Source organism: Sorangium sp. So ce321 (assembly GCF_051530195.1).
Taxonomy (GTDB): domain Bacteria; phylum Myxococcota_A; class Polyangia; order Polyangiales; family Polyangiaceae; genus Sorangium.
This window is the reverse complement of record NZ_CP150329.1, coordinates 13,009,180-13,029,139: the sequence shown is the minus strand read 5'-3', so window position 1 is coordinate 13,029,139 and position 19,960 is coordinate 13,009,180. Positions and strand designations below refer to the sequence as shown.

Below are 19,960 nucleotides of genomic sequence, written 5' to 3'. Positions count from 1 at the left end.
CTGTGGCCGCCCATGCCTCGACCGTTGCAGCGCGTCCTGAGGGCGCTCGTGCTCCTCGGCGTCGTCGTCGCCCTGGAGTTCGGCTTCGAGATCCTCTTGCCGGACGCCGCGTGGCGGCAGCTCGCCCTGTTCGCGATGGTCAACGTCATCGCGGCGCTCTCGCTCAACGTGATCAACGGCATGGCCGGCCAGTTCTCGATCGGCCACGCCGGCTTCGTCGGCATCGGCGCGTACACCGGCGCGATCGTCGCCGGCAACCTGCACCAGCAGCTCGGCGGCGGCGACCCGCTCTTCGGCAACTCGTTCGTCGTGATGCCCGCCGCGCTCCTCGCGTCGGGGCTCGTCGCGGCCCTCTTCGGCCTCGTCGTCGGCCTGCCGAGCCTGCGGCTGCGCGGCGACTACCTCGCGATCGTCACCCTCGGGTTCGCCGAGATCTTCCGCCTGACGATCGCCACGGCGACCACCGGCGTCGCCGACCAGGGGACCGTCGGCCGGCTGCTCGGCGCGCTCGGCGGCCCGATCGGCTACGCCGGCCCCGATGACACGGGCGTCCCGCAGTACGCCGGCCCGTTCTGGATCTTCGGCGCCGTCATCGTCGCGACCGTCATCGCCTGGCGGCTCAAGTTCTCCGGCTGGGGCCGCGCCCTGCGCGCGCTCCGCGAGGACGAGATCGCCTCCGCCGCGGTCGGCGTCGACCCCACCCGCTACAAGGTCATCTCGTTCACCATCGCCGCCGCCGGCGGCGGCATCGCCGGCGCCCTGCTCGCCTCGATGCGCGACGGCAACCCCACGGTCCAGCCCGACCAGTTCACGTTCAACTACTCCTTCGACGCGATCACGATGGTGATCCTCGGCGGCTCGGGCAGCGTCACCGGGTCGATCGTGGGCGGCGTGCTCGTGACCTTCACGGTGAAGCTCATCGAGCAGCTCCAGGGCCTCGACAGCGTCCTCGCGCTCAAGGCGGCCTACCCCGCGCTCGATCTGAACGCCCTCCGGATGGTGCTCTACGCCAGCATCCTCATCGGGCTGATGATCCTCCGCCCCGAGGGGCTCTTCGGTGAGCGCGAGCTCTTCGACCGGCGCTGGGCGCGCAGGAAGCGCCCCCCCGTGGGGCCGGCCGAGCCCGTGCCCGCCACGACGGGCGCCGAGGCGGCCGCCGAGCGCGCGGGCGGCGCGCCGCCCGATCAGCAGCAGCAGCCGACCGGGGTCGCCCTAGAGCGCGAGGTCAAGCCGGCCGGGAGGGACTTCGAGTGAACCTCGATCTGAAGCATGTCACGAAGCGGTTCGGCGGCCTCAGGGCCGTCGGCGACGTCTCGTTCTCCGTGCCCGAGCGCTCGATCTTCGGGCTCATCGGCCCGAACGGCGCCGGCAAGACGACGGTGTTCAACCTGATCACCGGCGTCTACAAGCACGACGAGGGCTCGATCCGCTTCGGCGGGACCGACCTCGCGCCCCTCAGGCCGAGCCAGATCGCGCGCCTCGGCGTCGCGCGCACGTTCCAGAACATCCGCCTCTTCGGCCAGCTCACGGTGCTCGAGAACGTGCTCGTCGCCTGCGAGAACCTGCGCCGGTCGACGCTCACCTCCGCCCTGCTCCGCTCGCCGTTCTTCTACAAGGACGAGCAGGAGATGACCGAGCGCGCGCTCTCGCTGCTCTCGGTGTTCAAGCTCGAGGACATGGCGGACGAGATCTCGACGTCGCTCTCGTACGGCAACCAGCGCCGCCTCGAGATCGCCCGGGCGATGATGCTCAAGCCGAAGCTCCTCCTGCTCGACGAGCCGGCGGCGGGCATGAACTACGGCGAGGCCGAGGGGCTCAAGCAGCAGATCCGCTGGCTGCGCGACACGTTCGAGATCACGGTCGTGCTGGTCGAGCACAACATGCAGGTCGTGATGGGGGTGTGCGAGGAGATCCACGTCCTCGATCACGGCGAGACCATCTCGCACGGCACCCCGGAGGTCGTGCGCAAGGACCCGAAGGTCCTCGCCGCCTACCTCGGCGAGGAGGTCGCTGACGACGCGGCCGAGGCCCGCCCCGCGGCCGGCGCGGCGGCGCAGGAGCCCGCATGAAGACGACGCACCCGACGCGGCAGCCCCCCGCGGTGGCGCCCGGCGAGCCCCTGCTCGTGGTCGAGGATCTCGCGGTCAGCTACGGCGGCATCCGGGCGCTGAAGGGCGTCAGCCTCGAGGTGCGGCGCGGCGAGATCGTCGCGATGATCGGCGCGAACGGCGCCGGCAAGACGACGACGCTGAAGACGGTCGTCCGCCTGCTGCCGATCGCCGCCGGCCGCATCCGCTACGACGGCAAGGACCTCGCGTCCGTCTCGGCCGAAGAGCTCGTCGCGTCCGGCGTCTCGCTCGTCCCGGAGGGGCGCGCGATCTTCTCGAACCTCACCGTCCGCGAGAACCTCGATCTCGGCGCGTGGTGCCACAAGCACGGCCCCACCATGGGCGAGACGCTCGACGACGTGGTGAAGCTCTTCCCCCGCCTCGGCGAGCGCATGCACCAGCAGGGCGGCACGCTCTCCGGCGGCGAGCAGCAGATGCTCGCGATCGGCCGCGCCATGATGGCGCGCCCCGCCATGCTGCTCCTCGACGAGCCCTCGCTCGGCATCGCGCCGCGGCTCGTGGCGGACATCTTCGAGTCGATCGCCAAGATCGCGGCGTCAGGAACCACCGTACTCCTCGTTGAGCAGAACACCCGACTCGCGCTCAAGTACTCGACGCGCGCTTACGTGCTCCGTACAGGGCAGATCGCCATGAGCGGCGACTCGAAGGATCTCGCGGCGAACGAGGAGATCCGGGCGGCCTACCTCGGCGGCTGATACCCCGGCTGAGCCCGGGCCGATCGTGACGGTTCGCGGAAGAGGCGCGGAAGAGGTCGCGGAAGCAACAGGCGGAAAGCGCCGGTGTTTCACGCCCGTATCAACGCGTCGCGTGATGCGATGAGGCGCGTTTGACATCGCGCTTTGCCGCCGATGGAGTATGGTTTCCGTCAGCCAGGCGATGAAGTTCTGGTCTTAACAGTCGCGGTCAGCGGTGGCCGCCAACGGGGGATACCCATGGAGATCGAGAGCACGACCCGCGTTCTGGTGATCGACGACGACGCCAGCAACTCTCAGCCGCTCGTCCACTTCCTCTCGTCCCGGGACTACACGGTGGAGACGTGCTGCGGGCTCGGCCATGCGCGTGACGTGCTCGCCCGGTGGCGCCCTCATGTGATGGTGCTCGTGCCCCGGGACGACGCGGAGATCCACAGCGAGATGGAGGAGCTCCGCCGCATGTCGCCGCGCGTGCCGGTCGTGGTGCTGACGCTCGCGGCCGGCCCGGAGATGATGCTCGACATGGAGGCGTTCGCGCCCACGATGCCCGCGTGCCCGTCGCGCGGTCTCGCGTACATCGAGTCCGCGGTGGCGGACGCGTCGGCCATGGGCTGAGCGGCCGCCCGCGCGCGAGCCCCCGCGCGTGGGCCTCCGCGCGAGCCCGGGAGCGCCCTCGCGGGCTTCTCGCCCCGGCTCGCCCCCGGCTCGCCTCAGGCGGACGGCTCGAGCCCGTCCGGCAGCCCGTCGAAGAACTCCTCCACCACGGACGCGATCCAGGCGCGCACCGGCTCGGTGGCGCACAGGCTCCGCACGACGGGCCAGAGCGCGGCCGCGAGCGCGTCGAAGTCGAGCGCGGGCGCGATCCCGAAGCGCCCCAGCACCTCGCCGAGCGGCTCGCTCGCGTGCGCGGCCACGAACGCGGCGGTCGCCTCGTGGAGCCGCTGGCGCACGGGCCGGTCCCGGAGCACCTGGGCGGCGACGTCGGCCCCGAGCTCCTCGGCGAGCGCCGAGCTCTTCGCGTCGAGCTGGCCGACGAGCGCGCTGACCTCCTGCTCCAGCACCCACGTCGCGACGTGCTTGCGCAGGCCGACGAACTCGGGCGTATCGCCCTTGGCGACGAGGATGTCGTGCACCTGGCGCATCGCCGTGCGCGAGAAGCCCTGCAAGAACCGCCGGATCTCCGGCTCGAGCCGCCGCTCGAACTCGCCCCGCATGGAGCCCATCGTCTTGCCGACCCCGCCGAGGCCGAACGGGGCGACCCGCTTGAGCAGCGCCGGCAGGCCCCACTCGGCGAAGAACGGGTTCACCTTCTCGGAGAACTCCTTCAGCGTGTCGTAGAGGACGTCGCGCATCACCGCGTCGAGCGCCGCGCTCTCCAGCACCTCGCGCACGAGCCGCTCCGGGACGAGCTTCGGCTGCTCCAGGATGCGGTCGATCTTGTCGCGCGCCCCCGCGGGCATGAGCTCCTTCGCGCGCCGCCGCTCGGCGCGCGCCGCCTCGACCAGCGCCCCGAGCGCGGCCGCGGCCGCGGGCTGGACCGCCCGCCGGAGCGACTCCTCCGCCGCCAGCGCGTCGAGCGCGCGCGCGATCGCCGCCGCGTCCGCGAGCGCGCCGAGCGGCGTCGCGAGCAGCGCCGCGAAGCCGGCGGGCAGGCGCTCCCGGAAGTCCCGCGCGGCGGCCTCGGACACGAGCCGCGCCTCGAGAAACGCGATCTGGCGAGCCTTCAGTTCATTAAGTAGAGCGCGACTCATCCGGGAACGGATAGCCCCGGCCCGCCGCCGGCGCCAGGCACACACGACCTCGGCGCGGGCTCGACGCGGGCGCTCGCCGGGCCTGCGCGGTTCCTGGACAGGCTTCGAAATCGCGCCGGGCTGCGGATCACTGTCAATCTGACCGTCAGGTGAAGGCTGTAGTCGTTGAGCGCCGCTCGGCGACACCCTTACGAAAAACACCTTACTCAGGGGGGGTCCCCGCCAGGGAATCACCTTACTCGGCCTGTCGCTCGCGCATGCGTGCTCATGCGCCGAACCCGCAGCGAACGCCGCGCGGCCGGGCGAAGTGGGATTGTCGGTGATTGTCATTTTGCAGGGGGGAGGGCTCGGGCGTGGAGTCAACTTTCCGGAGCTCGTGACAGAGAGTTGCAACGAATTACAAGTCGATGACAACTTCGGATCCGGCGAATGGTACGCGTTCGTCACCCGCCAGCATTTGCAGGAGTGGAGACCGGCGCACTCGCCCGGCCCCACGGCTGCCCGGCACCCGCTGGCGGAAGGTGCTCCCGATGCTCTCCATGCTGCTCTGTGTCCTCTACTTCGGCGTGCTGCTCGGTCTCAGCGCCTACGGCCTGCACCGACTGCACCTCGTGGTCCTCTGCCGGCTCAACCGCGCGAAGATCGCGCGCGCGCAGGAGGTCGCGGCCCTGACCGATCGCGATCTCCCGCCGGTGACGATCCAGCTCCCGCTGTTCAACGAGTCGACGGTCGCGGCGCGGCTGCTCGATGCGGTCGCGCGGATGGATTACCCGCGCGACAAGCTCGAGATCCAGGTGCTCGACGACTCGACGGACGAGACGCAGGGCCTCGTCCGCGCGCACGTCGAGCGGCTCCGCGCGCAGGGCATCGACGCGGTGTACCTGCACCGCACGGACCGGACCGGCTACAAGGCGGGCGCCCTCGACGCGGGCCTCAAGGTCGCGAAGGGCGAGCTCGTCGCGATCTTCGACGCCGACTTCATCCCGCAGCCGGGCTTCGTCCGGTCGATCGTCGGCCACTTCGAGGATCCGACGGTCGGCATGGTCCAGACGCGGTGGGGCCACCTGAACCGCGACGTCTCCATCCTCACGCAGGTGCAGGCCCTCATGCTCGACGGTCACCACCTCGTCGAGAACCGCGCGCGCTTCGGCGCCGGCCTCCTGTTCAACTTCTCCGGCACCGGCGGCATGTGGCGCAAGGACGCGATCCGCGAGGCCGGCGGCTGGCAGCACGACACGCTGACCGAGGACCTCGACCTGTCGTACCGGGCGCAGCTCGCGGGCTACCGCTTCATCTACCGCGAGGATGTCGTCTCGCCGGCGGAGCTCCCGGAGGACATCTCGGCGCTGCGGGCGCAGCAGTACCGCTGGGCCAAGGGCACGGTGCAGACCGCGCGCAAGCTCATGGCGACGGTGCTCGGCGCGAAGCTCTCGCTCGGGCAGCGGATCGAGGCGTTCTTCCACCTCACGCCGCACTTCGCCTACCCGCTCCTGGTCCTCCTGAGCATCCTCCTCTTGCCGGCGCTCGTCCTGTTCCCCGCCGCCGACACGCTCACGATGCTCGCCATCGACCTGCCGCTCTGCACGGCGACGACGGGCTCGCTGGCGGCGTTCTACATGCTGGCCGAGACGGCGCAGGGCCGCTCGCGGTGGGGCGCCGTCGTGCGCCTGCCGATGCTCATCGCGCTCGGGACGGGGCTCGCGCCGCACCTCTCGAAGGCCGTCATCGAGGGCATCCGCAGCATGGCCGGCGAGTTCGTGCGGACGCCCAAGCAGGGCGACAACAAGGGCCGGTACAGGGTGCGCACGGACCTGCCGCTCACGGAGGCGATGCTCGCCGTGCTGTCGTGCGGCGCGGTCGTGGCGTCAGTCCAGACGGGGCACTACTTCGCCACGCCGTTCGCGGTGCTCTTCGCGGTCGGCTACCTCTACGTCGCGTTCATGGTCGCGCAGGAGCAGTTCGCGCGTCGGCGCGACGTGGCCTCGAGCGCGCCGGCCGTCTGGAGCGACGCGCGGCCGAGCGACGCCGCGGTCGTCGGCGCCTGGTCCCGCCAGGCGACGAAGGAGCGACCCCTCGGCGACCTCGCCGCCTGAGCGGATCCCCGCCAGCGAGCACGTCCAGCGCCGCCGCCGGCGCCAGGTCCTGCCGGGCCTCCTGGCCGCCGCCGTCGAGGCGCGCGCCCGGTCGGCGCGCGTCGCTGGGCTCGCCGTTACAAGGTGTGGTCGGAGCTCCGCGTCGGCCGGGCAGGGTGCATGAAGTGCGCCTGGCGTACCTGGCGCGCAGCTGACCCTGATAGGGCGGAGCCTGCGTAACCCCCTAGACCTCCCCGACGCGCGCTGGCATCCTGCCCCGAGCCGGTCGGGGGACCGCACGCGGCTTCCTGAACGGTCTTCAGGGGTTGCGGCGTGTCCCCCGCTCTGCAAGGGCGATGGGGGTCTCATGACGAAAGCCGAAATCGTTCAGGCGGTCTACTCCCGCCTTGGTGGGTTCTCGAAGAAGGAGTCCGCCGATCTGGTGGACCTCGTGTTCGAGACCATGAAGGAAACCCTGGGCCGCGGGGAGAAGATCAAGATCTCTGGATTCGGCAACTTCGTGCTGCGCGACAAGCGCCAGCGGCAGGGCCGTAATCCTCAGACCGGCGACCCGATCCTGATCACGGAGCGCCGGGTCCTGAACTTCAAGGCGAGCCAGATCCTGAAGCAGGCCCTCAACCCGCGCGAGACGGCCTCGGCGGCCGAGGAGTAGACCGCTTGGCGGTGCGCCAGCAGCTTCCGGCGAAGCTGTACTACCGGATCGGCGAGGTGGCCGGCATCGTGGGGGTCGAGCCGCACGTGCTCCGGTACTGGGAGACGGAGTTCCGCTCCATTCGTCCGCAGAAGTCGGCGAAGGGGCAGCGGGTCTACAGCCGGCGCGACGTCGAGACGCTCCTCAAGGTGAAGGAGCTGCTCTACTCGCACCGCTTCACGATCGCGGGGGCGCGGCGGAAGCTGCGCGAGGGCGGCATCGAGCCGCCGGCGCCCGACGCGGGCGTGAGCAGCGAGGAGGCGCAGCGCATGCGCGCCGCGCTCGTCGAGATCCGCAGCGAGGTGCTCGCGTTGATGGATGAGCTCGACCGCGTCTGAGCTCCACGGCGTCGCGCCGGGGCTCGGGTTGCGGCTCCCGCTCCCCGCCGGGGCGCGCGAGACGCCGCCGGAGGCGCTGCCGGCGATCGACGTCTCGGCGGTCGCGGGGGCGAGGGTGACGCTCCGTCGGGGCGTCGACGCGGACGGGCTCTCGCTGCGCGCGGTCTGCGCGACGGCCCCGTCACGGCAGTGGGCCACCGGCCTGGAGGAGCTGGTGCTCGACCGGGCCTCCGGGCTCGTGCGCGGGGCGCTCGGGGTGGCGATCGAGCGGTGGGAGGCAGGGCCGATCCGCGCGCTCTCGCAGCACGTCGAGCAGCGGTTCGAGGGGGCGGGGAGGGCGGGTGAGCGCGCCGTGGCGATCCGCGGGCGGCACGTGCTCGGCTTCACCGGGAGCGAGCGCGACGCGGCGCTCTGCAGCGTCGTGTGCCTGGAGCCGGCCGAGGAGGCGAACGAGCGCTGCGGCGCGCTGCTCGACGCTACGGAGGTCGAGGGCGCGTTCGTGGCGCCGCCGGAGCCGGGGCTGCTCGTGCGGACGATCTTCGCTGCGGCCGAGCACCCCGCCGCCGCGGCCGCGGCGCTCGGCGTGCTCGCCGCGGCCGGCGTGACCGTCCTGCTGGCGCGGCGGCCCCGACCCCGCCCCCTGGGGTAGTGGGCGGGCGGAGCGCTCGGCCGCGCCGCTGGGTCAGCGGCGGAAGAGCACCCGCCCTCCTGGGTAGTGGGCCGGGGGGAGCGCTCGGCCACGCCGCTGGGTCAGCGGCGGAAGAGGGAGAGTCGTTTACCGGTCCGAGAGCTCGCGCCGGCGGGCGGATCGATCAGAACGGGATGTCGTCGTCGTTGCCGCCGCCGTAGCCGCCGCCGAAGTCGTCCGGAGGGGGCCCGGGATCCGGTGCCGCCGGCGCCGGGCGGCCGCCACCAGCACCGCCGCCGCCGCCGCCGGCGCCGCCGCCGCGGTTGTTGTAACCGCCGCCGGCCGGACGCCCGCCGCTGCCACCGCCGCCACCGCCGTAACCACCGCCGCCGCCGCCGGCGCCGCCGCCGCCGTAACCGCCGCCACCGCCGCTGTAGCCGCCGCCAGGATCGGCGCCGAACGCGCCCGCGTCATCGCCGACCCCGCCGCGGCCTCGGCCGCCGGTCAGCAGGACGTTGTTCGCGACCACCTCGGTCTTGTAGCGCTTGTTGCCGTCCCGATCGTCGTAGCTCGACGTGCGGAGCGAGCCCTCGACGAAGAGCGAGGAGCCTTTGCTGAGGATCTTGCCCAGGGCTTCGGCGCGCTTCCCCCAGATCACGACATTGTGCCAGTCGGTCCGTTCTTTCCGGACCTTGTCGCGATCGAGGTACGATTCGGTCGTGGCGAGCCGCAGGTTCAAGACGGCCTGCCCTCCCTGAGTGAACCGGAGCTCCGGGTCGGCGCCCAGGTTGCCGAGCAGCATCACGCGATTCAAGCCTTCGGCCATCTTGACTCCTTCCCTAGGAGGGGCTCAGCGCGCCTCGCGCTGAGCGAAAGACGCCTGTTTCACTCCCCCATGGGGGCCGACGCGTCAAGGGTCGCGGCGCGCCGAGAGGCGCGTGGCGCGACCGCGCGGCGCGCCGGCGCCGCCTCGGTCGGGGCGGCGAGGCGTCGCTCGAGCCCGCTCACCCGCCCGCGCCGCCCTGCGCGAGGAGGTCGGACAGGAAGAGGCGGGCGATCGTGAAGTAGAGGAGGATCCCGAGGACGTCCACGAGGCTCGCGATGAACGGGGTGGAGCTGGTCGCCGGATCGAGGCCGATGCGCCGGAGCAGGAGGGGGAGCATCGCGCCCACGGTGCAGCCCATGAGGACGATCGCCATCAGCGTCACGCCGATCGTCAGGACGAAGCCGGTGCCGTCGCCCCACAGCCAGACGCGGAGCATGCCGATGGTCGAGAGGATGAGGCCGAGCACGACGGCCTGCCCGAGCTCGCGGGTGAGGACCTTCGCCCAGTCGCCGACGCGCAGATCGCCGACGGCGAGGCCGCGGATGATGAGCGACGAGGACTGCGAGCCGGAGTTGCCGCCGGTCGAGATGAGCAGCGGCACGTAGTAGGCGAGCGTCGCGACGGCCTCGAGGTCGTGCTCGAAGCGCCGGAGCACCTCGCCGGTCATGAACTCGCCGACGAACAGCACGGCGAGCCAGGGGGCGCGCTTCTGGATGAACGTCCAGAAGCTCGTCTTGAAGTAGCTGTCATCGATCGGGCCGACCGCGCCGAGCCGCTGCACGTCCTCGGTCTGCTCCTGCGTGAGGACGTCCATCACGTCGTCGACGGTGATGACGCCGAGCAGCTTCCGGTCGGCGGAGAGCACGGGCAGCGCGTTGAAGTCGTACTTCGCCATGGTCCGCGCGACCTCCTCCTGGTCGGTCTCGGGGCTGACGGCGAAGACGTTCTCGGTCATCACGTTCGCGAGCCTCTCGGACGGCGAGGCGAGCAGCAGGTCGCGCAGCGACACGACGCCGATGAGGTGCCCCCGCTCGGAGACGATGTAGACGTAGTAGATGGTCTCGGCGTCCTCGCCGACGGCGCGGATCCGCTCGATGACGTCGGCGACGGTGAGGTTGATGTTCACCGACACGTAGTCGGTGGTCATGAGGCCGCCGGCGCTGTCCTCGGGCCACTTGGCGAGCTCCTCGACCTCGGCCGCGGCCTCGGGGTCGACCTTCTCCAGCGTGGAGAGCAGGGTGCCGCTGACCTGGTCCGGGAGGGCCTCGATGAGGTCCGTGCGGTTGTCGGCCGCCATCTCGGAGACGATCGGCGCGATGCTCTCGACGCCCATCTGCTCGACGAGCGCCTCCTGGGTCTCGCCGTCGAGGCGCTCGAAGATGGGCGCGGCCTCCTCGGCCCTGAGCGCCATCAGGACCTCCGCCGCCTCGGCGTCGTCCAGCAGGCCGATGAGGTCGGCGAGGTCCTCGTCGTGGATCTCGTCCAGCAGGTCGGAGAGCTGCGCTGGATCCTCGGCGAGGAGCTGCCGTACCTCCGGGACCATGGCGAGGGCGACGCGCAACATGCTGGTCGGGCACTGACCACAACTCGGCCCTGCTGGGAAGCGGCATTCCCCCTGCCGGCGCCGGTCGCTCGACCAGGTCAGGCGGCTCTCCTTGGACCGAGGTTGAGCGGCCGCGGGCCGACCCGGGTTGGGCCGCGGCCGCGGGCCGACCCGGGTTGGGCCGCGGGCCGACCCGGGTTGGGCCGCGGGCCGACCCGGGTTGGGCCGCCGGGGCTGAGGTCCCCGACCCGGGTTGAGGTCCCCGAAGGTCCCCGACCCGGGTTGAGGTCCCCGAAGGTCCCCGACCCGGGTTGAGGTCCCCGACCCGGGTTGAGGCTTCCGCCTACTCAGTTGGCAGATCAGCAATCAGGTTGACGTGGCGATTGCCTGCGCAGAGGAAGCGCCTCGCATCTTGGCGGCGGCATCCCCTTTGCTTTGACGCCCTGTGCGGGCCATCCGGACGCCGGCGGGGCGAATTGACAGCGTTCGGCTGGGGTCCTTAGCATCGGGCTCCGTCGAGCCGCGGATCGCCTGCGGAAGTCGGTCATGAGCCCGTGCATGGCGGGCCTGTTCTGTGGCTTGACCGCCGCGCAACCGGATCGGTGGTCGAAAGGAAAGTCGAATGATGACGCGGATTGAGCGTGAGAGGAGGCGCCCATGGAGGGGCGCGGTGAGGCTCGCCCTGGCGGGCCTCCTGATCGCGGGCACAGGCAGCGCCTTCGGATGTCTGAACCGCCCCATCGCGACGAACGAGCCCCGCACGACGGCGACGATCGTCGAGCGGTTGACTCAGAGCTCGGTCGACAAGATCGACCTCCTCCTGGCCATCGACAACTCCGGCTCGATGGCCGACAAGCAGGACATCCTCGCCTTCGCGATCCCTGACCTCGTTCAGGGGCTCGTCAACCCGCGCTGCATCAACCAGGCCGGGGATTCGAGGACGGTCGGCTCGCCGAACGAGGACTGCCCGCAGGACTTCAAGCGCGAGTTCGAGCCGGTCAAGGACATCCATATCGGCATCATCAGCTCGAGCCTCGGCGGCCACGGCTCGGGCGCCTGCCCGGCGGGCACGAGCCCCTCGAACGTCGACATGGGGCACCTCCTCGCGCGCGAGAACGAGCGCGCCGAGAACAACAGCATCCCGACCTACCTCGGCAAGGGCTTCCTGGCCTGGGACCCCGATCAGAAGCTCGACGGCACGCCCGACATGCCCGGCGAGAACGACGGCGAGGCCGACATCACCGCCGACTCGCCCAACGACCTCAACACCACCTCGCTGGTCGGCCAGCTCACGGCGATGGTCAAAGGCACGGGGCAGGCCGGCTGCGGCTTCGAGGCGCAGCTCGAGAGCGTCTACCGCTTCCTCGTCGACCCGGAGCCCTACGCCACGATCGAGATCCAGGGCGACCTCGCGGTGCCGACCGGCCTCGATGAGGACGTCCTGCGGCAGCGCGCCGAGTTCCTCCGTCCGAGCTCGCTGCTGGCGATCATCATGCTCAGCGACGAGAACGACTGCTCGATCCGCGAGGAGGGACGCAACTACCTCGTCGCGGAGACCAGGAACGGCTTCCGCCTGTGGCGGCCCCGCCCCGAGTGCGCCACCGACCCGGGCAACAAGTGCTGCCGGTCGTGCAGCCAGGACCAGAAGGGCTGCGACCCGGCCCCGGAGTGCACGGGCGCTGACGGCTTCCCGGCGAGGCTGAGCATGGCCGAGGATCCGGTCAACTCCCGCTGCTGGGACCAGAAGCGTCGGTTCGGCTTCGACTTCCTCTACCCGATCGAGCGCTACCGGCGCGCCTTCACCGAGGCGCAGATCGAGAACCGAAAGGGCGAGCTGGTCCAGAACCCGATCTTCAGCGATCCGAACCCGGACGATCTCGACAAGAACATCCGCGACCCCGGGCTCGTCTTCTTCGCCGGCATCGTCGGCGTGCCGTGGCAGGACATCGCGCGCCAGAACGCGGAGGGCCAGCCTGACCTCCTGCGCGGCCTCAACCAGGACGGCGAGCCCGTCGGCGGGTTCAAGAACGCCGACGAGCTCAGCGCCTCGCTGCTCGACGGCGCGTTCAGCAGCACGTGGGAGCTCATCCTCGGCGATCCCGCGACCTACCAGGCGCCGAAGGATCCGTTCATGGTCGAGTCGACGGCGCCGCGCTCGGGCTCGAACCCGATCACCGGCGACACGATCATCCAGCCGACCGAGGCGGGCTGGAACGGCATCAACGGCCGCGAGTACACGATCCCGCAGGGGAGCACGGGCGACCTCCAGTACGCTTGCATCTTCGATCTCCCCGACTCGAAGACCTGCGACGGGATGTCCCAGAGCTGCGACTGCAGAGCGGTGCCCGGCCAGACGAACGACAACCCGCTGTGCGAGCCGGAAGCCGGGAGCGGTGAGGGGGATGCGCAGCCCAGGACGAACGTGCAGATCAAGGCGAAGGCCTACCCGGGCCTCCGCGAGCTGCAGCTCATCCGGGAGCTCGGCCCGCAGGGCATCGTCGGCTCGGTGTGCCCGAGACAGCTCGACGACGACGGCGCGGCCGACTACGGCTACCGCCCGGCGATCGGCGCCATCATCGATCGCCTGAAGACGGTGCTCGGCGGGCAGTGCCTGCCCCGCACCCTGACGCCCGACGCCGAGGGGCAGGTCTCCTGCCTGATCCTCGAGGCGCGCAACACACAGGGCGCGTGCAGCTGCGATACGGCGGCGCGCGCCCCGGTCGCGGCCAACCACAAGGCGGCCGAGGACAAGGTGCTCGACGATCCGATCGCGCAGGCCGCTGGCTGGGACTGCGTGTGCGAGATCCAGCAGCTCGCGGGCGAAGAGGCGAACGCGTGCCGGAACGACCCGAGCGACAACGTCAGGGTCGGCGGCAACCCCGTGAACGGCTGGTGCTACATCGACCCGTCGATCCGGATCGGCAGCGAGGACATCGTCGCGAGCTGCCCGCCCACCGAGCGGCGCATCATCCGGTTCACGAACGAGGGCGAGGCCCAGCAAGGGGCCACGCTGTTCATCACCTGCTCCGGCGAGTAGCCGGCGGCTGATATCACCCGGCGCGCGGGGCCCGATCGCGAGATCGCGCCCCGCGGCGCTTTTTGTGGCCCCGAGCAGGCCCGAGCGGCCCGTCCGGCGGGGCTCTGGCCGGTCCGGGCGGGTTTTGTGCTAGAACCGTGCCCGGTCGTGGCGGCACGCAAGAAGATTCTCATCATCGAGGACGAGCCCCACATCGTGCTGGGGCTGACGGACGCCCTCGAGTTCGAGGGCTTCTCGGTGGCGTCGGCCTCGAAGGGGAAGGACGGCGTGCTGCTCGCGCGGCAGGAGAAGCCGGACGCGATCCTCCTCGACCTCATGCTCCCCGACACCAACGGCTTCAAGGTCTGCGAGGACCTGCGGCGCTGGGACGCGTTCGTGCCGATCATCATGCTGACGGCCCGCGGCCAGGAGATCGACAAGATCCGCGGCCTCGACGCCGGCGCCGACGACTACGTGACCAAGCCGTTCAGCGTGGGCGAGCTCATCGCCCGGCTGCGCGCCCTCTTCCGCCGCGCCGCCCGGCCCGCCGAGGCGCCGGTCGAGGTGTTCACCATCGGCAACGTGCAGGTCAACATGACCGCCCACACGGTCTCGCGGGGCTCGCGCTCGGATCAGCTCTCGTTCTACGAGGTCGAGCTCCTGCGCCTCCTGCACGAGCGCCTGGGCCAGCCGGTCTCGCGCGAGGAGATCCTCCAGAAAATCTGGGGCATCGAGGCCGGGCCGTCGAACCGCACGGTCGACAACTTCATCGTCAAGCTGCGCAAGAAGGTCGAGCGCTCGCCCGACAAGCCGGAGCACATCCTCACGGTCTACGGCTTCGGCTACAAGCTCGCCCCCTGACGGAGCGGCAGCACGTTGCGCAGGTCGCACGGCACCGTCACGGCGGCGTCGGTGAGGCGCCTCGGATCGACGTCCGAGAGGCGCGCGCCCTCGCGGAGCTGCCGCGCCTCCAGGTGCAGCCGGACGAGGCCCGGGCTGCCCGTCTCGCCGGCGTACCCGATCACGTCGCCCGCATCGAGGCGCGCGCCCGCCACGACGCCCGGGCCAGGGCGGTCGAGGTGCCCGTGGAGCAGGACGTACCTGCGCACGCGATCCGCCTCGCGCACGTCGTGCGCCGTGGCGACCGTGATCCCGGACAGCTCGCCGACGAAGACGACCTCGGCCTTCCCCTCCTGGCCGTCGAGCTTCAGCGCCGCCACGCGCTCGCCCCGCGCCGCGGCGAGCTCGACCCCGCCGGCCCACGACGGCGGCTCGGGCCGCGCCGCGCCGACGGCGGCGACGGGGCCGGCCGGAAGCGGCGCGCCCGCCTGGGACGCGGCGTCCTCGACGAGGAGGAACGCCGGCGGCTGGTCCGGCGCGCCGAGCGGGAACGCGTACGCGGCGGCGCTCGCCGGACGTTCCGGGCGGCGGGGGATGCGCTCGTGGGCCTCGCTGCGCGCGCCCGCCCCGGCGGGACGCGCGCCGGCAGGGCCGTAGAGCGCCGCCGCGCCGCCCTCGGGGAGCGGCGCGCCCGGCGCGGGCAGCGGGACGCACGCGGCGCCCTCCGGCACGGTGCGGGGGCCGCAGAGCGCCGCCGCGCCCGCGCCGCCGCGCGCCGCCGCCGCCGGAGGGACGACCGCGGGCGGCGGCGGCCCGGGGTCGTCGAGGCCGCCGAGCGCAAGGACGAGGGCGGACGCCGCGGCGCCGCGCACGAGCGGGGAAGGGGAGACCGCCGCCCTCGTCGGGCGGGGTTGCGATGAGCTGGGCGCGCGCATGCCATGAACGGTCTACCGCATCGGGCGCGGCTGGCGAGGCGGCAGGTGAGCTCGTTGCGAGGGCGCCGCGCTCGCCCTCGCGCCGAGCCCGCGCGGCGATGTCGGCGCGATGTCGACGCGGTGTCGACGCGCCGGCGCCGCACCGACACCGCGCCGACACCGCTGCGCCCGCCGTGGACGGGAAAGGGACGCGAACTGGTCGGGAATTCGCGGGAGCGAGGCCCTTGCTGCCTGCCGGCTTGCGGAGGCGGCGCGCTGTTGATAGCTCCTCTTCGTGCAAAATCGCCAAGCCATCGAGACGACCCTGAACAAGCTGTTCGACGCGGAGCGCACGGCTCGCCGGCTCCACGACGACCTGGCAGCCATGCCCGGCGATGCGCTGCTGGACGTCCTCACCGACGCGATCGCGGGCGCGGGGCGCGAGAGCGACGAAGACGAGGCGGCGCTCCGGCTGGTGCGCATCGCGTCGCTGCTCGGGGAGCACGAGGGCCCGCGCGCGCTCGACGCGCTCATCGACGTGCTCGCGTCGGAGCACCCCGAGGCGCGGCAGGCCGCTGGCGAGGAGATCGAGACGCTCGCCTACGACCGGTTCAAGGAGGTCGCCCAGGCCATCGAGCGGGCGCTGAAGCGGCTGCCCGTCGGGTCGTCGGCGCTCCCGGAGCTGCCGTACCTCATCGCCGAGGTGCCGGAGCCGGGCGTGCCGAAGCTGCTCGGCCAGTTCCTGAGCCACAAGGACCCGGACGCGGTGGCGGCCGCGATCGAGACGCTGGTCGAGATCGGCGACCCGGCGCACGCGCCGCTGATCCAGCCGCTGCTCGACGACAAGCGCACGGTCGAGCTGGCGGACGACGGCGGCGACGACGCGACGTCGGAGGTCACGATCGGCGAGCTCGCCGAGGAGGCGCTCGGCCTCCTCGCGCCCTACGAGGACGAGGAAGAGGCGGACGGGGTCGCCTGATGATCGGCCCGCCGCTGAGCGCGGCGGACGCCGTGTTGTTCGAGCACGCGGTCGTCCCGCGCTACATCTCGTTCTTCGCCTCGCTGGCGGTGAACATGCTGCTGCCCTCCGAGGCGGCGCGGGTCGTCCATTTCGGCTGCCGGAACGGCTTCCCCGATCCGATCGTGGCCGACAAGCTGCCCGGCGCGACCCTCGTGGGCGTCGACGGCTCGGCCGCCGCGCTCGACCTCGCGCGCGCCAAGGCGGCGCTGTTCTCCGGGATGAACGCGAGCTACGTGCTCGCCGACGGCCTGCCGACGCCGCTGCCGGACGAGAGCTTCTCCCACGCGTTCACGCTGCACCCGGTCTGCCGCCCGAGCGAGCGGGCGCAGCTCCTCGCCGAGCTGCGCCGGGTCCTGGTCCCCGGCGGCCAGGCGCTCATCGCGCTGCCGCTGCGCGGCTCGTTCCCGGAGATCGCCGACATCGCGCGGGAGTGCGCGCTCAAGCAGGACCTCTCGGAGCTCGGCGCGGCGGTCGACGCCGCCGCCGTCAGCCGTCCGAACATCGAGACGATCGCCGAGGAGATCGAGGGCGCGGGGCTCGACGAGGTCGAGGTGGATGTCCAGCTCATCGCGGTGTCGTTCGACAGCGGGCGTGAGTTCCTCGAGGACCCCATCTCGAGGCTGCTGGTGATCCCCGAGGCGACGGCGATGCTCGACGTCGAGCCGCAGATCATCGACTCGATGCTCAAGTACCTGCACCACGCCGTCTCGAAGTACTGGTCCGAGGGGGTGTTCGAGCTGACCGTGAACGTCGGCTGCGTGAGCGCGCGGCGGCCGCTCGGCTGACGAGCCGCCGGAGGGCGGGGAGGGCTGTCTCGGGACGAGCGCCGGCGCTGGCCGCGTGGAGCGCGGCCGGCGCTAGCGCTCGTGTCCGCCGCCGCGGAGGCCGAGCTCATCGAGCCCGGCGAGGGCCGCGAGCGAGACCGGGTGGTACGGCGGCCGCGGCGTGATCGGCTTCTGGATGTCGCCCCCGCGCTCCTCGATGAGCCGCGCGCAGAGCGCGAGGCACCACTTGCCCTGGCACCAGCCGGTGCCGAAGCCCGTGTAGCGCTTGACGGACTCGATGTCCTTGTAGCCGCGCTCCATCGCGGCCTCGAGCTCGTGCAGGGTGACGTCCTCGCAGCGGCAGACGAGCGTCTTCATCGACCTAGTCGCCCTCGTACTCGCAGCGGGCGTCGCAGGTCTCGAAGACGGTGACCCGGTTCAAGGACGGCAGCGACGGCGCGAGGCGGTTCCAGATCCACCGGGCGAGCACCTCGCTGGTCGGGTTCTCCAGCCCGGGGACCTCGTTCATGTAGTTGTGATCCAGCAGGTCGTGGAGGGGAGCCCAGGCCTCGTAGAGGTGGCCGTAATCGATGAACCACCCCGTCTCCTCGTTCACGGGGCCGCGGATCGCGACCTCGACCTTGAAGCTGTGACCGTGGAGGCGCGCGCACTTGTGCCCCTGCGGCACCTTGGGCAGGCGGTGGGCGGCCTCGAAGCGGAACTCGTGCACGAGACGGACGTTCATTGGAACAGCGGTCATGGGGCGGGCGCCGTGAGGCGTCAACGCCCCGCGGCCTCGCGCAGGCTCACGCAGAACGCGCGCCGGTAGGCTGGGTAGCCGGGAGCAGAGCGCAGCGCGGCCGGTCGGCGTGCCGGACGGGGTTCCCTCGAGGAGCTCGAGCGGCTATACCCCCGGGCATGCCGCAGAAGCCCGCAGTGAGAGCCAAGAAGAAGCGTCGCGACACCAAGCGCCTGGCGAACTGGCGCGCCAAGAAGGAGCTGCAGAACGCCCAGGGGACGCCGGCGGCGGACCCGACCGCCGCCGCGCAGCCGAGCAGCTGAGCCCGCGAGCACCGGCCCCTGCCGGTGCTCAGCTCGTCGGCTCGTCCTCTCCGTCGTCGTCGCCTCTGTCGTCGCCTCTGTCGTCGCCAGACGCCGGCTCCTGCGGCGCCCACCCCTTGCGCCGCGCCGCGCGGACCGTCGCGACCTCGGCCCGGGAGGGGTTGATCACCAGAAAGCCGTGGTCCGCGTCGAGGAGCGCCACGTCGCCCGGCGACGCCCAGCGGAACGCGCCCGCCACATCGGCGATCGACGGGACGCCGAGGAGCTGCAGGAGCACGAGCGAGCGCGGTCCGGACCGGTCGCTGAGCGCGACGCCCACCGGGTTGGCCCGGGCGGAGATGAGCAGATCGAAGACGGTCAGCTGATCTCCCACGAGGACGGCCTTCGACGGGAGCTCGGCCCGGGCGTCCGGCGTCGCCAGCATCAGGATCGCGTCGCAGAGATCTTCGATGTCGCGGGCGCGATCCTGCAGGAACGGGTCGCCGACGATCCCGTTGGCGGCCCGCGCCACCTCGCGGGCGACCGTGCCGAGCGCCTGCGCGACGCTGCGCCCGTCGGCCACGAGCTCGAAGGCGCGCGCGCGCAGGCGGCCGTCGCCGATCATCAGGAGGTAGGCCGAGAGGAACGCCGCGTCCCGCGCGATCCCTCGCTCCGCGGCGCGGGTGTTGAGATCGACGAGCGCCTTCTCCGCGGTGTCGAAGGCGAACCGGAGGAGCTTCGGATCGCCGCGGCCCTGCTGCGCGCCGAGCGACGAGCTGGCCGGCCGCCGCAGGGCCGCGATGGCGCCGAGCGCGCGCCCCGGGATGACGGGCAGCCCCGGCAGCGTGACCTTGCGCGTGCCCCCGCCCGTGCGGCGCCGCCGCTCGCGCAGCTCGTCGAGCACCTGCGCGTGGCGCGCGCCCGCCGCGATCGGCGCCGTGAGGGCCATGAGGAGCTCGACGTCCCGCGCGGTGAAGGCATGCTCGCCCGCCCGCTGCACGACCAGGGCGCCGAGCGGGCGGCCGCTGCCCAGGATCGGGGCGGCGAGGAAGACCGGGAACCGCTCCTCGCGGAGCTCGGGGAACGCGCGGTAGCGCTCGTGCTCCGTCGCCTGGACGACCGAGATCGGGCGCAGGCACTCGACCGCCATGCCCGTGATGCCCTGCCCGACCGACAGCCGCACCGTGCCGCGCGCCTCGCGCGGGAAGCCCACGTTACCGCGCAGCACCAGCTCGTCGCCGTCGCCCTCGAGGAGGTAGAGCGAGGCCACGTCGGCGCCGAGGATCGCGGCGATCCGCTGCGGCGCCTCATCGAGGAGGAGCGACAGCGGCATCGGCTTCGCCACGAAGGCCAGGTACTCGATGACCAGATCCAGGCGCTCGTCGCGGCGCACCTGGATCCTGGCGGAGGCGACCGATGGCGGCGCGCCGTCGTCCTCCGGGTCCGCGCTGCCGGGCGGATCGCTCGGCGCGGCGGAGCCCCGGTCGGCATCGAGCCCCGCCGACGCGCCGTCCAGGAGCCTCTCCCGTGAGCCCTCCGCGCCGGGCGTGGCCGCGGACGGGCTCGCGATCGTCTCGAGCTCCGCGGGCGGATGGGTCGCCTTCGGATCGGTGCGCGACGACATACGACGATCGCTATCACACACGGTCGCTCGAGCGCACCTCGCACGCGCG

Annotated in this window: 20 protein-coding genes; 13 read left to right on the top strand and 7 right to left on the bottom strand. The window is 72.1% G+C overall.

From position 1 onward, the window contains the following. Positions 1-12 precede the first annotated feature (12 nt). The 4 genes from WME89_RS48460 (at position 13) to WME89_RS48445 (ending at position 3,436) form a co-directional block, all read left to right on the top strand. Complete coding sequence (locus tag WME89_RS48460) at positions 13-1,254, top strand: branched-chain amino acid ABC transporter permease (RefSeq protein ID WP_438006292.1); 1,242 nt, start codon at positions 13-15, stop codon at positions 1,252-1,254. Then, a complete protein-coding gene (locus tag WME89_RS48455; protein ID WP_438006291.1) occupies positions 1,251-2,069 on the top strand; it encodes an ABC transporter ATP-binding protein in 819 nt (272 codons plus the stop codon). Before WME89_RS48460 ends, WME89_RS48455 begins: the two co-directional genes overlap by 4 nt. Then, positions 2,066-2,824 (top strand): ABC transporter ATP-binding protein, encoded by a 759-nt coding sequence (locus WME89_RS48450; RefSeq protein WP_438006290.1) that lies wholly within the window; start codon positions 2,066-2,068, stop codon positions 2,822-2,824. The genes WME89_RS48455 and WME89_RS48450 overlap by 4 nt, the downstream gene beginning before the upstream one ends. Positions 2,825-3,061: 237 nt before the next feature. Next, complete coding sequence (locus WME89_RS48445) at positions 3,062-3,436, top strand: response regulator (RefSeq protein ID WP_436623256.1); 375 nt, start codon at positions 3,062-3,064, stop codon at positions 3,434-3,436. A 95-nt stretch (positions 3,437-3,531) separates the two neighbouring features. Here WME89_RS48445 and WME89_RS48440 read toward each other — a convergent pair whose 3' ends face one another. After that, positions 3,532-4,509 (bottom strand): hypothetical protein, encoded by a 978-nt coding sequence (locus WME89_RS48440; RefSeq protein ID WP_438006289.1) that lies wholly within the window; start codon positions 4,507-4,509, stop codon positions 3,532-3,534. 593 nt (positions 4,510-5,102) lie between these two features. Here WME89_RS48440 and WME89_RS48435 point away from each other — a divergent pair. The 4 genes from WME89_RS48435 to WME89_RS48420 all read left to right on the top strand — a co-directional run bounded on the left by WME89_RS48435 (position 5,103) and on the right by WME89_RS48420 (position 8,343). Beyond that, positions 5,103-6,665: a glycosyltransferase family 2 protein gene (locus tag WME89_RS48435; RefSeq protein ID WP_438006288.1), complete on the top strand. Its 1,563-nt coding sequence runs from the start codon at positions 5,103-5,105 to the stop codon at positions 6,663-6,665. Positions 6,666-7,011: 346 nt separating this feature from the next. Then, positions 7,012-7,317 (top strand): integration host factor subunit alpha, encoded by a 306-nt coding sequence (locus WME89_RS48430; protein WP_012241218.1) that lies wholly within the window; start codon positions 7,012-7,014, stop codon positions 7,315-7,317. 11 nt (positions 7,318-7,328) lie between these two features. Beyond that, on the top strand, positions 7,329-7,694 hold the full coding sequence (locus WME89_RS48425; protein WP_436623253.1) for a MerR family transcriptional regulator: 366 nt from the start codon (positions 7,329-7,331) through the stop codon (positions 7,692-7,694). Next, complete coding sequence (locus WME89_RS48420; RefSeq protein WP_438006287.1) at positions 7,675-8,343, top strand: hypothetical protein; 669 nt, start codon at positions 7,675-7,677, stop codon at positions 8,341-8,343. The genes WME89_RS48425 and WME89_RS48420 overlap by 20 nt, the downstream gene beginning before the upstream one ends. A 163-nt stretch (positions 8,344-8,506) precedes the next feature. Here WME89_RS48420 and WME89_RS48415 read toward each other — a convergent pair whose 3' ends face one another. Together WME89_RS48415 and mgtE are read right to left on the bottom strand one after the other, a co-directional pair. Continuing rightward, positions 8,507-9,148: a single-stranded DNA-binding protein gene (locus WME89_RS48415; protein ID WP_438006286.1), complete on the bottom strand. Its 642-nt coding sequence runs from the start codon at positions 9,146-9,148 to the stop codon at positions 8,507-8,509. 178 nt (positions 9,149-9,326) lie between these two features. Continuing rightward, positions 9,327-10,712 carry a magnesium transporter gene (mgtE, locus tag WME89_RS48410; RefSeq protein ID WP_438006285.1) on the bottom strand — a complete coding sequence of 462 codons (1,386 nt, stop codon included), beginning with the start codon at positions 10,710-10,712 and terminating at the stop codon, positions 9,327-9,329. Between the two features lie 649 nt (positions 10,713-11,361). On the opposite strand from mgtE, the gene WME89_RS48405 reads away from it, so the two are divergent. Together WME89_RS48405 and WME89_RS48400 are read left to right on the top strand one after the other, a co-directional pair. After that, entirely contained in the window at positions 11,362-13,728 is a 2,367-nt protein-coding gene (locus tag WME89_RS48405) for a hypothetical protein (RefSeq protein WP_438006284.1), read from the top strand. Positions 13,729-13,875: 147 nt separating this feature from the next. Next, positions 13,876-14,568 carry a response regulator transcription factor gene (locus WME89_RS48400; protein ID WP_437305750.1) on the top strand — a complete coding sequence of 231 codons (693 nt, stop codon included), beginning with the start codon at positions 13,876-13,878 and terminating at the stop codon, positions 14,566-14,568. Here the strand turns inward: WME89_RS48400 and WME89_RS48395 are convergent. Further along, positions 14,550-15,482, bottom strand: coding sequence for a M23 family metallopeptidase (locus WME89_RS48395; RefSeq protein ID WP_438006283.1), 933 nt, complete (start codon positions 15,480-15,482; stop codon positions 14,550-14,552). The genes WME89_RS48400 and WME89_RS48395 overlap by 19 nt on opposite strands. A gap of 274 nt (positions 15,483-15,756) precedes the next feature. Between WME89_RS48395 and WME89_RS48390 the strand changes: the two genes are divergently transcribed. Both WME89_RS48390 and WME89_RS48385 read left to right on the top strand, forming a co-directional pair. Continuing rightward, positions 15,757-16,440: a HEAT repeat domain-containing protein gene (locus WME89_RS48390; protein WP_437621700.1), complete on the top strand. Its 684-nt coding sequence runs from the start codon at positions 15,757-15,759 to the stop codon at positions 16,438-16,440. Then, positions 16,440-17,267 carry a class I SAM-dependent methyltransferase gene (locus WME89_RS48385; RefSeq protein WP_437621699.1) on the top strand — a complete coding sequence of 276 codons (828 nt, stop codon included), beginning with the start codon at positions 16,440-16,442 and terminating at the stop codon, positions 17,265-17,267. Before WME89_RS48390 ends, WME89_RS48385 begins: the two co-directional genes overlap by 1 nt. Positions 17,268-17,339: 72 nt before the next feature. On the opposite strand, the gene WME89_RS48380 is transcribed toward WME89_RS48385, so the two are convergent. Further along, positions 17,340-17,624: a (2Fe-2S)-binding protein gene (locus WME89_RS48380; protein WP_436623245.1), complete on the bottom strand. Its 285-nt coding sequence runs from the start codon at positions 17,622-17,624 to the stop codon at positions 17,340-17,342. Between the two features lie 4 nt (positions 17,625-17,628). Further along, a complete protein-coding gene (gene queD, locus WME89_RS48375) occupies positions 17,629-17,991 on the bottom strand; it encodes a 6-carboxytetrahydropterin synthase QueD (protein WP_437621698.1) in 363 nt (120 codons plus the stop codon). Positions 17,992-18,182: 191 nt separating this feature from the next. Between queD and WME89_RS48370 the strand changes: the two genes are divergently transcribed. Then, the gene (locus WME89_RS48370) at positions 18,183-18,308 is read left to right on the top strand and encodes a hypothetical protein (protein ID WP_436623243.1); all 126 of its coding nucleotides are present in this window, start codon (positions 18,183-18,185) and stop codon (positions 18,306-18,308) included. 28 nt (positions 18,309-18,336) lie between these two features. Here the strand turns inward: WME89_RS48370 and WME89_RS48365 are convergent, their stop codons facing one another. Then, entirely contained in the window at positions 18,337-19,911 is a 1,575-nt protein-coding gene (locus tag WME89_RS48365) for a GAF domain-containing protein (protein WP_438006282.1), read from the bottom strand. Positions 19,912-19,960 lie beyond the last annotated feature (49 nt).

What these genes read in the sequence shown, in the direction of transcription:
- WME89_RS48385 (WP_437621699.1), top strand. Translation starts at nt 16,440, where the DNA reads ATGATCGGCCCGCCGCTGAGCGCGGCGGACGCCGTGTTGTTCGAGCAC.
- WME89_RS48395 (WP_438006283.1), bottom strand. Translation starts at nt 15,482, where the DNA reads ATGCGCGCGCCCAGCTCATCGCAACCCCGCCCGACGAGGGCGGCGGTC.
- WME89_RS48420 (WP_438006287.1), top strand. Translation starts at nt 7,675, where the DNA reads ATGAGCTCGACCGCGTCTGAGCTCCACGGCGTCGCGCCGGGGCTCGGG.
- mgtE (WP_438006285.1), bottom strand. Translation starts at nt 10,712, where the DNA reads ATGTTGCGCGTCGCCCTCGCCATGGTCCCGGAGGTACGGCAGCTCCTC.
- WME89_RS48445 (WP_436623256.1), top strand. Translation starts at nt 3,062, where the DNA reads ATGGAGATCGAGAGCACGACCCGCGTTCTGGTGATCGACGACGACGCC.
- WME89_RS48460 (WP_438006292.1), top strand. Translation starts at nt 13, where the DNA reads ATGCCTCGACCGTTGCAGCGCGTCCTGAGGGCGCTCGTGCTCCTCGGC.
- WME89_RS48415 (WP_438006286.1), bottom strand. Translation starts at nt 9,148, where the DNA reads ATGGCCGAAGGCTTGAATCGCGTGATGCTGCTCGGCAACCTGGGCGCC.
- WME89_RS48450 (WP_438006290.1), top strand. Translation starts at nt 2,066, where the DNA reads ATGAAGACGACGCACCCGACGCGGCAGCCCCCCGCGGTGGCGCCCGGC.
- WME89_RS48430 (WP_012241218.1), top strand. Translation starts at nt 7,012, where the DNA reads ATGACGAAAGCCGAAATCGTTCAGGCGGTCTACTCCCGCCTTGGTGGG.
- queD (WP_437621698.1), bottom strand. Translation starts at nt 17,991, where the DNA reads ATGAACGTCCGTCTCGTGCACGAGTTCCGCTTCGAGGCCGCCCACCGC.
- WME89_RS48435 (WP_438006288.1), top strand. Translation starts at nt 5,103, where the DNA reads ATGCTCTCCATGCTGCTCTGTGTCCTCTACTTCGGCGTGCTGCTCGGT.
- WME89_RS48365 (WP_438006282.1), bottom strand. Translation starts at nt 19,911, where the DNA reads ATGTCGTCGCGCACCGATCCGAAGGCGACCCATCCGCCCGCGGAGCTC.
- WME89_RS48380 (WP_436623245.1), bottom strand. Translation starts at nt 17,624, where the DNA reads ATGAAGACGCTCGTCTGCCGCTGCGAGGACGTCACCCTGCACGAGCTC.